At 74.2% G+C, this 13,950-nt stretch carries 11 protein-coding genes; 6 read left to right on the forward strand and 5 right to left on the reverse strand.

Annotation, left to right across the window (positions count from 1 at the left end):
- Positions 1–139: 139 nt before the first annotated feature.
- The gene (locus C7C46_RS28025; protein WP_110672722.1) at positions 140–1,132 is read right to left on the reverse strand and encodes a GDSL-type esterase/lipase family protein; all 993 of its coding nucleotides are present in this window, start codon (positions 1,130–1,132) and stop codon (positions 140–142) included.
- Positions 1,133–1,309: 177 nt separating this feature from the next.
- The gene (locus tag C7C46_RS28030; protein WP_110672723.1) at positions 1,310–2,224 is read right to left on the reverse strand and encodes a LysR family transcriptional regulator; all 915 of its coding nucleotides are present in this window, start codon (positions 2,222–2,224) and stop codon (positions 1,310–1,312) included.
- 81 nt (positions 2,225–2,305) lie between these two features.
- Here C7C46_RS28030 and C7C46_RS28035 point away from each other — a divergent pair, with 81 nt between their 5' ends.
- Positions 2,306–3,550: an MFS transporter gene (locus C7C46_RS28035; protein WP_245985057.1), complete on the forward strand. Its 1,245-nt coding sequence runs from the start codon at positions 2,306–2,308 to the stop codon at positions 3,548–3,550.
- A gap of 145 nt (positions 3,551–3,695) precedes the next feature.
- Positions 3,696–4,091 (forward strand): VOC family protein, encoded by a 396-nt coding sequence (locus C7C46_RS28040; protein ID WP_110672724.1) that lies wholly within the window; start codon positions 3,696–3,698, stop codon positions 4,089–4,091.
- Positions 4,092–4,098: 7 nt separating this feature from the next.
- On the opposite strand, the gene C7C46_RS28045 is transcribed toward C7C46_RS28040, so the two are convergent.
- From C7C46_RS28045 to C7C46_RS28055, 3 genes are read right to left on the reverse strand one after another with little or no spacing between them, the layout of a single operon-like run.
- A complete protein-coding gene (locus tag C7C46_RS28045) occupies positions 4,099–5,016 on the reverse strand; it encodes a serine/threonine-protein kinase (protein ID WP_245985059.1) in 918 nt (305 codons plus the stop codon).
- Positions 5,016–5,522, reverse strand: coding sequence for a hypothetical protein (locus C7C46_RS28050; protein ID WP_110672733.1), 507 nt, complete (start codon positions 5,520–5,522; stop codon positions 5,016–5,018). The genes C7C46_RS28045 and C7C46_RS28050 overlap by 1 nt, the downstream gene beginning before the upstream one ends.
- Positions 5,523–5,529: 7 nt before the next feature.
- A complete protein-coding gene (locus C7C46_RS28055; protein WP_110672725.1) occupies positions 5,530–8,040 on the reverse strand; it encodes an FHA domain-containing protein in 2,511 nt (836 codons plus the stop codon).
- A 156-nt stretch (positions 8,041–8,196) separates the two neighbouring features.
- Here C7C46_RS28055 and C7C46_RS28060 point away from each other — a divergent pair, with 156 nt between their 5' ends.
- The 4 genes from C7C46_RS28060 (at position 8,197) to C7C46_RS28075 (ending at position 13,915) form a co-directional block, all read left to right on the forward strand.
- The gene (locus tag C7C46_RS28060) at positions 8,197–9,762 is read left to right on the forward strand and encodes a CoA transferase (protein WP_110672726.1); all 1,566 of its coding nucleotides are present in this window, start codon (positions 8,197–8,199) and stop codon (positions 9,760–9,762) included.
- Positions 9,759–11,327: a class I adenylate-forming enzyme family protein gene (locus C7C46_RS28065; RefSeq protein ID WP_110672727.1), complete on the forward strand. Its 1,569-nt coding sequence runs from the start codon at positions 9,759–9,761 to the stop codon at positions 11,325–11,327. Before C7C46_RS28060 ends, C7C46_RS28065 begins: the two co-directional genes overlap by 4 nt.
- 83 nt (positions 11,328–11,410) lie before the next feature.
- Positions 11,411–12,082 (forward strand): DUF5995 family protein, encoded by a 672-nt coding sequence (locus tag C7C46_RS28070; protein ID WP_110672728.1) that lies wholly within the window; start codon positions 11,411–11,413, stop codon positions 12,080–12,082.
- A 177-nt stretch (positions 12,083–12,259) separates the two neighbouring features.
- Positions 12,260–13,915 carry a cellulose binding domain-containing protein gene (locus C7C46_RS28075; protein WP_110672729.1) on the forward strand — a complete coding sequence of 552 codons (1,656 nt, stop codon included), beginning with the start codon at positions 12,260–12,262 and terminating at the stop codon, positions 13,913–13,915.
- The last annotated feature ends 35 nt before the right edge of the window (positions 13,916–13,950 follow it).

The following is a 13,950-nucleotide window of genomic DNA, read 5'->3' on the forward strand; positions in this document are numbered from 1 at the left end:
CCCGCACCGACGGCTCCCCGTAAAATGGCATGCCCGGGAGACGCCAGCGGCCCCCCGAATCAGCTGGTTGAACGTCGCGGACGTTAGCGGTCGCCATTCGTGTACGTCAACATTGCTCGACCTTTGCTTTTCGGGGCGGTCAGAACTCCGGGAGCTGGGCGGGCGCCAGGTCGAGCCGGCGGAGCAGGCCGTACAGGTCCGTCTCGCCCCAGAACTCCACGATCCGGCTCTGCGCCAGGCGGTAGGACTTGACCCCGGTCATGGTGGCGTCGCGGCCGGATCGGTCCTGGGTGTAGGCGACGGTGACCCGGTCGCCCGCCGCCACCAGGTCGTCCACCTGGACCCTGCAGTTGGACAGGCCCGGGGTGAGGATCGCCCCCTCGGGCAGGTGACGGCCCCGACCGTGGAACCCGGCGCCGTGGACCAGCACGTCCTCGGCCACCAGCTCCGCCAACTCGTCCACCGCGCGGGTCTCGAAGACCCGCAGGTACCGGCGGACCGCCTCGGCGTTGCGCTCCTCCTCCGGCTCCCCGGTCAGCCAGGCGCCGAACCCGCCCGCGAGGACCAGGTCGGCGAGCCGCCCGTAGCCGCCGGCGCCCGGGTGCGCGCCGTCCCCGGCGGTGGCTTCGGCCACCCAGACCGGGTCCTCGACCAGGGCACGGGTGACGTCGACGAACGGCACCCCGTGTGCGGCGCAAAGTGCCGCCAGCTCCGGAACCACCGTCAGCAGCCGTGCCAGGTGCTCCGGTCCCCCGACCATCACGGGCGGCGGGCCGACCACCAGAACGCGGATGCCGAGTTCCTGAGCACCGGTCAGCACTGCGGTGACGTTGCGCAGGAAGTCGGCCCGGTCGACTCTGGGTGCGCCGTTCTCGTCGGGCATCGCGTCGTTGCTGCCGACGGAGAGCACCAGCCGGTTGTCCGCCCCGTCGAGCAGCCGCGCGCCGACCTCGGTGCGCCAGCGGGCCAGCACGTCGCGGGAGGAGTTGCGGCGGATACCGAGGTTGAACGCGCCGGCCTCGCCGAGGGAGAGCCGCTGCAGGACCCGGCCCACCCAGCCGCGGTACTCGGGGTCGCCCAGGCCCTGGACGAAGGAGTCCCCGATGAAACTGACCCTCAGATCCTTGATCACGCCGCCACGGTAACGGGGGGCGGGGTGGGCGGCCAGCGAAATTCAGCGAGGCCGGAGCGGGCCGCCCGGCAGCGGACCAAGCACCCAGGGATCCCCGAGGCGGGCCCCGTCTACTAAAGGAAGCCGCCATCCCCACCCCGGGCGGGCCGCCTCTCCGCAAAGAACCCGCCCACCCCCTCAGCGGGCCCAGGCCGGCGCCCACCCCGCCGGCGCCGCCTCGCCCAGGTGGGCACGGAGGCGGGCCAGGCCCGGGTGGGGGTTGTCGCGGTGCCAGACCAGGCAGTGCGGGTACACCAGCACCGGGTCCACCACCGGGATCCGCCGCAGGTCGTGCCCGGTCGGCCAGACCAACCTGGTCTGCCCGCCCACCAGCGTCACCAGCTCCGCCGAGTCCGCGATCGCGTCCAGCAGCGCCTCCACGCCGAAGTTCGGGCCCGTGGTCTCGATGGTCAGCCCGAACTCCGCCGCCAGCGAGGCGTAGTACGCACCCCACTCGGTCCCCGGCTCGATCCCGGGGATCCAGATCCGCTGCCCGGCCAGCTGAGTCGGCGTCACCTCCCGTGCACCGGACAGGGGATGGCCCCGCCCGGTGAGCAGCTCGTGCGGCTCCGCGAGCACCCGGACCGCGCACACCCCCTCCGGCAGCTCCCTCCCGGGCTGCACCACCGCGCGGAAGGTGGCGTCGATCGTCCCGCTCGCCACGGCCGCGATCGCGGTCTCGGCGTCGAACAGGGTCACCACGTCCAGCGCCGTCTCCGGCACCGCCCGGTGGAACTCGCGCAGCAGCGCCGCCGGGGCCAGCCGCCGGCCCAGCACGTCCACCCGCAGCGCCCGCTCGCCCGGCCGCACCGAGGCCACCGCGCGCTCGGCCGTCCGCAGCAGCTCACGCGCGTGCGGCAGGAAGGCCTGCCCGTCGATGGTCAGCTCGGCCCCGCGCGGGGTGCGGCTGAACAGTCGCACCCCGAGTTCGCGCTCCAGCCCGGCGACCCGCTTGGACACCGCCTGCTGGGTCACCCCGAGCCCGAGCGCCGCCTGCTGGAACTGGCCCACCTCGGCGGCGGCCACGAAGGTGCGTACGGCTTCCAGATCCATGCCGCCCACCCTAACCACACAACCCACCGTTGTACCCGCCGTGGTTTGACCCCTGCCCACGCCCTGCGGTTTCCTCTGCCGGTGCCCCTGCGAAATCCCCGCTTCGCCCGCTTCTGGGCAGCCAACGCCGCCAGCACCCTTGGCAGCGGGCTGGCCCTGAGCGCCTTCCTGCTGCTCGCGGTCCGGGTCCTGCACGCGGGACCGGCCGCGGTAGGCGCGCTGGCCGCCACCGGAGCGGCGGTCGGAGCCGCCCTGGCCGTCCCGCTCGGCCCCTGGGTGGAGCGCCGCCGCAAACGGCCGGTGATGGTCGCGGCGGACCTGTTCCGCTGCCTCGCCCTGCTCAGCGTGCCGGCCGCGTACGCGCTCGGTAGGCTCGGCTTCGCCCAACTTCTGGTTGTGGCCGTGCTGGTTGCCACCGCCGACATCGCCTTCACGGCAGCCGCCGGGGCCTGCCTGAAGGCGCTGGTGCCACCGGCCGAGCTGCTCTGCGCCAACGCCCGCCTGGAGGCCACCAGCTGGACGGCGATCGTGGTCGGCCCACCGCTGGGCGGTGCGGCGGTCGGGCTGTTCGGACCGGCGGTGACGGTGGTGGCGGACGCCGTCAGCTACCTGCTCTCGGCCCTGGGCCTCGGCTCGATCGGGCGGGAGGCGCCGGCACCGTCGCCGAGCCCGCCCGCCGAGCCCCGGCTGCGGGCCGCCGACCTGCTGGACGGCTGGCGCTGGATCCTCGCCGATCCGGCACTGCGCCCGCTGTTCGCCAACACCGTTCTGTTCAACGCCCTGCTGCTGGCCACCGAGCCGCTGCTGGTGCTCCTGCTGGTCGGCCGGCTCCACTTCAGCCCGGTGCAGTTCGGGCTCACCCTCGCGCTCCCCTGCCTCGGCGGCCTGCTCGGCTCGCGGCTCTCCCGTCGCCTGGTGGCCCGGTTCGGTGAGCGCCGGGTGCTGGTGACCACGGGGATGGTCCGCGGCTGCTTTCCGCTCTGGCTGGCCTTCGCCGGTCCTGGCCGCAGTGGGCAGCTGCTGGTGATGGAACTACAGTTCGCGATGATCTGCGCCATCGGCGCTTTCAACCCGGTGCTCGCCACCTACCGGCTGAACCGGATCCCGACCGACCGGATCGCCCGCACCCTGACCGCCTGGTCGGTCACCACCAAGGCCACCACCGCCGCCCTCACCGCACTCTGGGGCCTGCTCGCGACGCTCACCGGCCCCCGGGCGGGCCTCGCCCTGGCCGGCCTGCTGCTCCTGCCCACCGGTGCCCTGCTGCGCCGGGTGACGACTCCTCAGGTCACGGCTCCGGCGGCCGACTTGCGGCCGGCCGGGTGACCGCCCCCGCAGCACCGGCACAGTTGCGCCACCGGAAGTCCACCAGCGCCCGGTTAGGATGCGAAGGACGGCATCGCGTGCTGGTCACCGACGGGGTGAGGCATGGAAGTGCCCGTGAGATTGCCCTGACGGAGGCATTCCACACATGTCGGTCGAGTTGAACCACACCATCGTTTTTGCCCGGAACAACCGGGAGTCCGCCGAGTTCCTGGCGGGCATCCTCGGACTCGAAGCCGGGGCCGAGTGGGGGCCCTTCGTGCCGGTGGCCACGGCCAACGGGGTCGCCCTGGACTTCGCCAGCGTGCCCGGCGGGCAGCCGATCGCCACGCAGCACTACGCCTTCCTGGTCTCGGACGCGGAGTTCGACGCCGCCTTCCGGCGGATCGAGGAGGCCGGACTCACCTACTACGCCGATCCGTTCATGCGGCAGCCCGGCGAGATCAACCACCACCACGGCGGGCGCGGGGTCTACTTCCAGGACCCGGTCGGCCACGGCATGGAGCTGCTCACCCGGCCGTACGGGAGCCTCTCGGACTCCTGACACCTTGTCAGGCCCGGTACACCGCCGCCGCCCAGCCCGGCAGCGGCGGGGTACCGGCCGCCCGGTCCGGGTGCGCCGGGAGCTGGGCCGGGGAACTCCGCAGCGCCTGCACGAACGCCGTGCAACTCGGGTACCGCTGCGCCGGGTCCTTGGCCAGCGCCCGTACCAGCACCTCGTTCACCGCCTCCCCCTGGCCCGGCATCGGCTGCGGCGGGTCGTTCAGGTGGGCCCAGAGCAGCGCCATGTCGTCGTCGCGCTCGAACGGCGGGCGCCCGGTGAGCATCTCGTGCACCACGCAGGCCAACCCGTAGACGTCGCACCGCCCGTCCACCGGCCGGCCGGCGATCTGCTCGGGCGCCACGTAGTCCATGGTGCCGACGAACTGGCCGACCGTGGTGAAGCCGGTGAGCGAGAGCGACTTCTTGGTCAGGCCGAAGTCGGTCAGGTAGATGTGCTCGGGGTGCTCGCTGTCGGTCCCCTCGGCGACCAGGATGTTGCCGGGCTTGACGTCCCGGTGTACCAGGTCGTGCGCGTGCGCGGCGTCCAGCGCGGAGGCCACCTGGGCCGCGATCCGGGCGGTCCGCGGAACCAGGAGCGGGCCCTCGCGGTCCAGCAGCGCGCGCAGGTCGCACCCGACCACGTACCGCATCGCGATGAACAGCACGCCCTCCGCCTCGCCAGCCTCGAAGACCGGGACGATGTGCGGGTGGTCGATCGAGGCGGCGATCCGTGACTCGTGCTCGAAGCGCTTGCGGAACACGTCGTTGCGGGCCAGTTCGGGGGCCAGGATCTTGACCGCCACTGTCCGGCCGAGCCGCAGGTCCGCAGCCCGGTACACCCGGGCCATGCCGCCGCGGCCGATCTCGTGCTCCAGTCGGTAGCCCGCGATCCGGCGCCCGACCAGGTCCGAGGGGACGGTCGACACTACGACTCACCGTCTGCCACGGCGTGCGGCCGCAGCCGCCGCCCGTCGCAGTGGTACCAGCGCCGTTGGGCCGGCCGGAACAGCCAGGCCTCGGTGCCGTCCACCACCGCCCCGATCCGCAGGCCGCCCGCCCGGCGGGCGAACTCCTCGACGGTGACGGCGCCTTCGGCGAGCCGGTCGAGCAGTTCGCGGTACTCGGCCAGCGCCGCCTGGAGTTCGGCGAGCAGCGGACGCGGGTCCTCACCGGGGCGCAGTTCGCCGCTGCCGGGCGGGTGCGGCAGGCCGAGCAGCAGGCGGCCGTCCACCCAGGTGGCCCAGCCGTTGGCGCAGACCACCCGGGCCCAGTCGCCGCGCAGTTCGGTCAGCGCGACCGGGAGCAGCGGGTCGAGCCGGGGCGCGGTCCGCTCCGGCTCGGGGGCGGACCAGCTGGGCAGCCCGCCCGGCGGCACCACGTGGGTCGGCTCGAAGGCGTCGAGCTCCGGCCCGCCCGCGCTGCTCTCGACCACCACCGCCTCACCGCCGCATCACGGCCGGCTCGTGGCGCCGCAGCAGCCGGGCCACCAGCAGCCCGTAGGCCGCGCTGAGCACCACCAGCATCCCCATGTCGAGCAGCCAGGTCTTCGCCTGGTGCTTGAACAGCGGGTCGGCGGTCAGCGTGCCGGGCACGATCGCGTGCAGGTCCAGGGTGGAGGCCATCGCGGCCAGCGCCCAGCGCGAGGGCACCAGCCAGGAGAGCTGGTTCAGCACCGGCACCCCGTTCAGCTGCAGCAGCGCGCCGCAGAACACCACCTGCACGATGGCCAGCAGCACCAGCAGCGGCATGGTGACCTCTTCCTTGCCGACCAGCGCGGAGATCACCAGCCCGAGCATCATCGCGGTGAAGGACAGCAGTGCGACCGCCAGGGTGATCTCGATCAGCGGCGGCATGAACACCCCGCTGCCGCCCTGCGGTTTGAGCTTGACCCCGGCCAGGCCGACCATGGTCAGCACCACCGCCTGCACCACCGTGACCGTGCCCAGCACCACCACCTTGGAGCACAGGTAGGCGGAGCGGGACAGGCCGACGGCCCGCTCGCGCTGGTAGATCACCCGCTCCTTGACCAGTTCGCGCACCGCGTTGGCCGCGCCGGTCAGCACGCCGCCGACGCAGAGCAGCAACAGGGCGTTGAGCGCGGTGTTGTTGGTGAGCTCGCTGCCGGCCAGCGCGTGCGCCATCGCGCCCATCACGAAGGGCAGCGCGATCATGATCGCCAGGAAGGTCCGGTCGGCGGTCAGCGCGGTGGCGTAGCGGCGGACCAGGGTGCCGAGTTGGCGGTGCCAGCGCTGCGGGGCGGGCGGTGGCTCGGGGGTCTGCTGGGCTGCCGAGGGTGCCCGGGCGGCGGGCCGCGGGGCCGCCTCGGTGAGCGGGGCCACGTAGCGCCGGTACTCGCGCGAGGAGCGGAACTGGCCGGACCAGTCCCGGTCCTCCTGGTTCTCGAACGCCTCGAAGGCCTCGGGCCAGTGCTGGAAGCCGAAGTACGGCAGGGTCTCGGCGGGCGGGCCGTAGTAGGCGGTGCGCCCGCCCGGGGCGAGCAGCAGCAGCCGGTCGCACAGGTCCAGGCTGAGCACGCTGTGGGTGACCACGACCACCGTGCGGCCGTCGTCGGCGAGCGCGCGCAGCATCTGCATCACCGAGCGGTCCATGCCCGGGTCCAGGCCGGAGGTGGGCTCGTCGAGGAAGAGCAGCGAGGGCTTGGTGAGCAGTTCCAGCGCCACGCTGACCCGCTTGCGCTGGCCGCCGGAGAGGCTGGAGATCACCTGGTCGGCCCGCTTCTCCAGGCCGAGTTCGCCGATCACCTCGGTGACCCGGGCCTGCCGCTCGGCGGGCGCGGTGTCCTCGGGGAAGCGCAGCTCGGCCGCGTAGTCCAGGGCCCGACGCACGGTCAGCTGGGTGTGCAGGATGTCGTCCTGCGGCACCAGGCCGATCCGGCGGCGCAGCTCGGCGTAGTCGCGGTACAGGTCGCGGCCGTCGTAGCGGACCGTGCCCTGCTCGGCCGGGCGCAGGCCGGTGAGTGCGCCGAGCAGGGTGGACTTGCCGGAGCCGCTCGGACCGGCCACCGCCAGCAGGGACTTCTGGCCGACCGGGAAGCTGATCGAGTCCAGCAGCCGGCGGCCGTCGGCGACGGTGACCACCAGGTCCTCGACGTCCAGGGTGACCTCGCCGGTGTCGGCGTACTCCTGCAGTTCGCCGTCGACCAGGCAGAACATCGAGTGGCCGATGCCGACCAGGTCGGTGGGGCCGACCCGGGCCCGCAGCACCGGTTGGCCGTTGAGGTAGGTGCCGTTGTGGCTGCCGAGGTCGGTGATCTCGTAGCGGCCGTCGGGGGTGGCGCTCAGTTCGGCGTGGTAGCGGGACACCTGCAGGTCGGCGAGGACCAGGTCGTTGTCGTGCGAGCGGCCGATCCGTACCGTGCGGGCGCCGACCAGCGGGTGGACCTTGGTGGGCGGGCGCAGCGAGCCGGTGATCGCGGTCAGCCCGGTGCGGCGGGGCCGGTCACTCGATCGGGGCCGGTCGCCGGGCGCAGGCGCGGCGGCCGGGGGTGCGGCGGCAGCCGGCGGTGCGGCGCCAGGCGGTGGTGCGGCGCCAGGCGGTGGTGCGGTGGCGAGCGGGGGCGCGGGGGCGATCCGGGTGGGCGGCGGAGCCGGGCTGTCGACTCGCAGGTCGAGCGCGGGACCGTCGCCCGGGCTGCCGAGCCGCAGGTGGACCTCGGGGCGCTCGGGGCGCTGCAGGTCGAGGTCCAGGTGGGCGATCCGGTGGCCGTCCTGGTAGGTGCCGTTGGTGCTGCCGAGGTCGTCCAGCACCCAGTGGTCGTCCTCGGCGTGCAGCAGCGCGTGGTGCCAGCTCACCCGGGGGTCGCTGAGGGGGATCTCACTGACCGGGTCGCGGCCCACGTGGTACGCGCGGCTCGGGCTCAGTACCCGCGAGTCGCCGGCAGTCTGCAGGACCAGGTTCGGCGCCGTGGGCGCGATCCGTCGCTCTCCCATGGTTCGACCATAGCCCCGGGGGGTGGGCCGCGCGATCGACCTGGGTCGACTACAAGGCGTGATAATCTCGTGACACTGCGCGCACGGGATGTCGGGTCACTCCCGACCCGTGCGCGGCACCCGTTTCCCCGCAGGCTCCCGGCTCGACGAGGGTTGATGTCCACGCTTGTTCACACCTCCCCGCCCCTTGCCCCGCCGCTGGCCGAAGTGGCGCTGACGGCCGCCGGGCGCAGCACCGCGGTGGAGCTGGCGGTCCGCCAACTCGAGCTGCTGGGCTGCTCGGTGGAGCGTTACGAGGCGGGGGCCGGAGCCGGCGAGCTGCGCCTGGGCGGCTCGCTGGACTGCCGGATCGACTGGGCCGGCCCGGTCGCGCTGCCGCTGGCGAGCGAGGCGGACGTGCAGGCGGCCTGCGGGCTGGCCTCGGTGCACGGGCGCCGGTGGGGGCGGGCGACGCCGCTGGGGATCGACTACGCGGGCGCGGTGGCCGGGCTGCTGGCGGTCCAGGGCCTGCTGGCGGCGCGGCTGGGCGGCCGGCGCGAGGTGCGCACCTCGGTGGCGCAGGGCGCGCTGCTGGCGGTCGGCCAGTACCTGGCCTCCGGGGAGCCGCCCGCAGCGGCCTCGGCGGCGGCTCCCCCGTTCGTCAGCACGGACGGGGTGCGGTTCGAGCTGGAGGCGCTGGAGCCGGAGCAGTGGCTGCGGTTCTGGACGGGGCTGGGGATGGAGTTGCGTGCGGTCGGGCGGGGGTGGTCGGCGTTCCAACTGCGGTTCAGCACCGGGACCTGCCTGCTGCCCGGCGAGTTCGGCCTGCGCGCCTCGGGGTTGACGTACCGCCAGATCACCGCGGTGGCCGACGCGACCGGGGTCTCGGTGGTGCCGGTGCGGGTGGGCCGGTCCACCGGGGTGGCCGAGCCGCCGTGGCGGATCACCTCGGCGGGCGGTCCCGCCGTCGGCCCGCTGCCGCTGACACCCGGGGCGCTGCCGCTGCACGGGCTCACCGTGGTGGAGCTGACCAGGCGGCTGCAGGGGCCGCTGGCCACCCACCTGCTCGGCCTGCTGGGCGCCCGGGTGGTGCGCGTCGAGCCGGTCGGCGGGGACCCGCTGCGCGGGGTGCCGCCGCTGGTCGGCCCGGTCTCGGCGCGGTTCCACGCGCTGAACCGCGGCAAGGAGGTGGTCGAGGCCGACCCGCGCTCGACCGAGGGGCACCGGGTGATCCGCGAACTGCTCGACGGGGCCGACGCGTTCCTGCACAACCTGGCCCCCGGAAAGGCCGAGGTGTACGGGCTCGGGGCGGCCCGGCTGCTCGCCGAGTACCCGGGTCTGGTGCACGCGTACGCCTCCGGCTGGGGCGAACTCTTCGGGGGGCACGCGCCGTTCGGGACGGACTACCTGGTTCAGGCGCAGAGCGGGCTGGCCGCGCTGGTCACCCCGCCCGGGCAGCCGGCCACCCCGACGCTGCTCACCGTGACGGACGTGTTCGGTGCGCTCACCAGCACCGTCGGCGTGCTGGCGGCACTGCTGGCGCGGGCCCGCACGGGGGTGGGGCAGCGGGTCGAGTCCTCACTCTGGTCGGCGGCCTGCACGCTGCTGGCCACCGCCGCGCCGCCCGGGCACACCGACCTGCCGGCGGCCACCCCGGCCGAGGTGGCCGCCGACGCCCGCTTCGCGGGGGCGGTGCACTGGGACGGGTGCGCGCTGCCGCGCACGCCCTGGGAGTTCCGGTGAACCGGTGGCGCACCCCGCAGGGCCTGGTGGTGCCCGATCGGGTGCCGGTGGCGCTGCGGCGGGAGTGGGTGGCGGCGGGGCACTGCCCGGACGCCGATCTGTACCAGCTGTTCCGCGAGCGAGTGCGGGCGCATCCGGAACGGGCCGCACTGGTGACCGCCACGGAGTCGCTCAGCTACCGTGAACTCGACGCCCAGGTACAGGAGTTCGCCGCCCTGCTGGCCGGCCGTGGCCAGGTCGCCGCAGGCGAGGTGGTGGCGCTCCGGCTGCCCAACGGCGTCCCCGCGGTGGCCGCCGAACTCGCCGTGGCCGCCCTGGGCGCGGTGGCCCTCACCTTCCCGGACGGCCCTGGCAGCAGCGAGGCCCGGGCGCTGCTGCGCCGCTCCCGGGCCACCGTCCTGGTCGCCGCCCGCACCGACCTGCCCGGCGCCCGACTCCCCTATCTGCGCGCGGTCCTGACTCCGGAGGAGGTCCGGCCCGCCGGCTTCGTCCGCCCCGCCCGGCCCGACCCCGACTCCCCCGCCCGGGTCCTGGTCTCCTCCGGCTCGGAGGCCGAGCCGAAGATGGTCGCCTACTCGCACAACGCGATGGCCGGCGGCCGCGGCAACTACCTGCGCGCCGTGTACGCGGGCACCCCGGTACCGCGCCCGCTGGTCCTGGTCCCGCTCGCCGCCTCCTACGGCTCGCTCGGCGTGGTCTCGCTCTACCGGCACGGCGCCACCCTGGTCCTGCTCGACCGCTTCGACCCGGCCGCCGCGCTGCGCGCCGTCACCGAGCACCGCGCGACCCACCTGTTCGGGGTGGCCACCATGCTGCGCCGGATGACTGCGCTGGCCCCCGAGCCGGGCGAGGACCTGTCCTCGCTGCGCGCCGTGGTGGCCAGCTGCGACGGGCTGCCGCCCGAGCTGCTGGCCGCCTGCCTGGACCGGTTCGGCTGCCCGGTCAGCAACCTGTACGGCTCCTCGGACGGCGTCAACTGCCGGGCGGAGTACGGCTCTCCGGTCGCCGACACCACCCTGCTGGGCCGGCCCGACCCGGCCGTCTGCGAGTTCGCCACCCCCACCGCCGCCCCCGGGGAGGCGGGCGAGCTGTGGGCCCGCGGCCCGATGACCCCGCTCTGCTACCTCGGCGCCCCCGAGCTGGACGCCGCCCGCCGCTGCCCGCAGGGCTGGGTGCGCACCGGCGACCACGGCCGGCTGACCAGCCGCGGAGAGCTCCAACTGCTGCGCCGAAACAGCCAGTTGATCAAGCGTGGTGGCTACTCGGTCAGCCCGGTGGAGGTGGAACGCCACCTCGGCGCCCACCCGGCGCTGGCCGAGGCGGTCTGCGTGGCGGTCCCTGACCCGGACCTCGGCGAACGCCTGTGCGCCTGCGTGGTCCCGGCTCCCGGCCGCCCCGCCCCCACCCTCCCCGAACTCCGCCACTTCCTGGAGACCACCCGCGGCCTGGAACGCCGCAAGCTCCCCGAACAGCTCCTCACCCTCCCCACCCTCCCCCTCACCCCCACCGGAAAGCTGGCCCGCACCGAGCTCGCCACCCTGGCCCGTGGAGCCACCGGATCCTGACGGCCCAACAGGGCTCCTCGCACGCGCGCTCGACATGAGAGTCTGAATCGAACGGTTCACCGACTCCCCGTGCGGAGGTCCCCATGACGGCCCCGGCTCCCACCGTCGACCAGGTGCTGGCCCGGATGCGGGAGCTGGCACCCGCGTTCGCGCCCGGGGACGGGGTCGGGGTGTTCCACCGGATGTACCTGACCGTCACCGAGCTGGTCGCCGCCAGGCTGGCCGACGGGTTCTTCGCCGATCCGCCCGCGCTCGCGCTGCTGGACGGGCTGTTCGCCGGGCGGTACCTGGCGGCGGTGGACGCGGCGGCGGCCGGGCAGCAGCTGGCGGCGTGCTGGCGGCCGCTGTTCGAGCTGCGGACCCGGGCCGGGGTCCATCCGCTGCAGTTCGCCCTGGCCGGGATGAACGCACACATCGAACACGACCTGCCACTCGCGGTGGTCGACGCGGCCCGCGGGCTCGGCCGGGACCCGGAGTCCTTCCGCACCGACTTCCACCGGGTCAACGACCTGCTGGCCCAGGTCGAGGCGCAGGTCAGGCAGGAGCTGCTGCCGGACCCCGAGCAGGCGGCCGAGCCGCTGCTGCACGTGCTCGGCGTCTGGAGCATCGACCGGGCCCGGGACGCGGCCTGGGCCAGTGTGCTCGCGCTGCGCGGGCTGCGCGCGGTGCCGCCGGCATACCAGGCGTTCGAGGCGGCGCTGGACGGCTCGGTCGGGATGGTCAGCCGCGCCCTGCTCACCCCGGTGGACCTCTGACCGGCCCCGCACCCTTGTCCGACCCTTGCCCTGAGGGGAAATCAGCTCCGCTTAAGGATCGGTGTATTGACGCACCACATTGGTCTCTACCAATGTGGAGTGCGCCGCGGCACGCCCCCACACCGTTCCCGCGGCACGCCCCCACACCGTTCCCCACGCCCCGAGGAGGGCCCGCCCATGAGGCGTGTCACCCCCCTGCCCACCGTCGTCGCCACCGCCCTGCTGGCCGGCGCGGTGCTGCCGCTCGCCCTGCCCGCCGCCGCGACGGCGGCGACCACCGCCACGGTCGCCACCGCCGACGCCGGGATCTCCGGCCTGGTCGCCACCCTGACCGAGCCGCAGTCCTGGTCCACCGGCTTCGAGGCCGACTACACGGTCACCAACCACACGAACACCACGGTCAACAGCTGGTCGCTGACCTTCGACCTGCCCGCCGGCGAGACCGTCAGCAGTGCCTGGAACGGCACCCTGACCGGCAGCGGCGGCCACTACACCGTCACCTCGCCCAGCTGGGCCGCCCCGCTGGCCCCCGGCGCCACCGCCGCCGTGGTGGGGATGGACGTGACCACCACCGGCGCCCAGATGCTCCCGGCCAACTGCCTGATCAACAACCAGCCCTGCGCCGGCGCCCCGGCCGACACCAGCGCGCCGAGCGTGCCCGCCGGCGTCCGGGTCTCCGCGACCGGGCCGGGCGCGGTCGGCCTGGCCTGGAACGCCTCCACCGACAACGTCGGCGTGGCGGGCTACCGGGTCTACGAGGGCTCGACCGTGGTGGCCTCCACCACCACCGGCACCGCCGCCACCGTCTACGGCCTGCTGGCGGGCAGCAGCCACACCTTCACCGTGACGGCCTACGACGCGGCGGGCAACGAGTCCGCCAAGTCCGCCGCCGTCACCGGGGTGGCCGGCAGCGGCAGCAGTGCGGGCGTGGCCGCCCCGTTCGTGGACCTGGGCGCCTACCCGACCCCGAACCTGGCGCAGATCATCGCCACCACCGGCCTCAAGCAGCTCTCGCTCGGCTTCATCGTCAACGGCACCAGCGCCTGCACCGCCAGCTGGTTCAACGCCTACGACCCGGGCACCGGCTGGGACAAGGCCGACTTCGACGCGGTACGCGCCGCCGGCGGCGACGTGCGCCCCTCCTTCGGCGGCGCCAACGGCACCGAGCTCGCCCAGTCCTGCACCAGCGTGGCGAGCCTGACCGCGCAGTACCAGAAGGTGGTCGACGCCTACGGCCTGGACCGGATCGACTTCGACATCGAGGGCTCGGCGGTCTCCGACCGCGCCTCGGTGGACCGCCGCTCGGCCGCCGTCGCCGCCGTCCAGGCGGCCCAGCGGGCCAAGGGCCGCGACCTCAAGGTGACCCTGACCCTGCCGGTGCTGCCCAGCGGCCTGACCGCCGACGGGGTGTACGTCCTGCAGTCCGCCAAGGCCGCGGGCGTGGCGGTGGACACGGTCAACGTGATGGCGATGGACTTCGGCGACACCGAGGCCCCGAACCCGGCCGGCCAGATGGGTGCCTACGCGATCAAGTCGGCCCAGTCCACCCGGGCCCAGGTGGCCTCGGTGTGGACCAACCTGACCACCGCGCAGACCTGGGCGATGATCGGGGTCACCCCGATGCTGGGTCAGAACGACAACCAGAGCGAGGTCTTCGGCCTCTCCGACGCCCAGCAGCTGATCGCCTTCGCCCAGCAGAACCACCTCGGCGAGCTGGCCTTCTGGGAGGTCACCCGGGACGCCAACGCCTGCACCGGCGCGCTGTACAAGTGCACCAACATCCAGCAGACGCCGTACCAGTTCTCCAAGATGTGGGCCGGTTACACCGGCTGACGTCGCCGCACCAGGGAACGGCACCGGGCTCCTCG

This window comes from Streptomyces tateyamensis, assembly GCF_003205575.1.
GTDB lineage: Bacteria > Actinomycetota > Actinomycetes > Streptomycetales > Streptomycetaceae > Kitasatospora > Kitasatospora tateyamensis.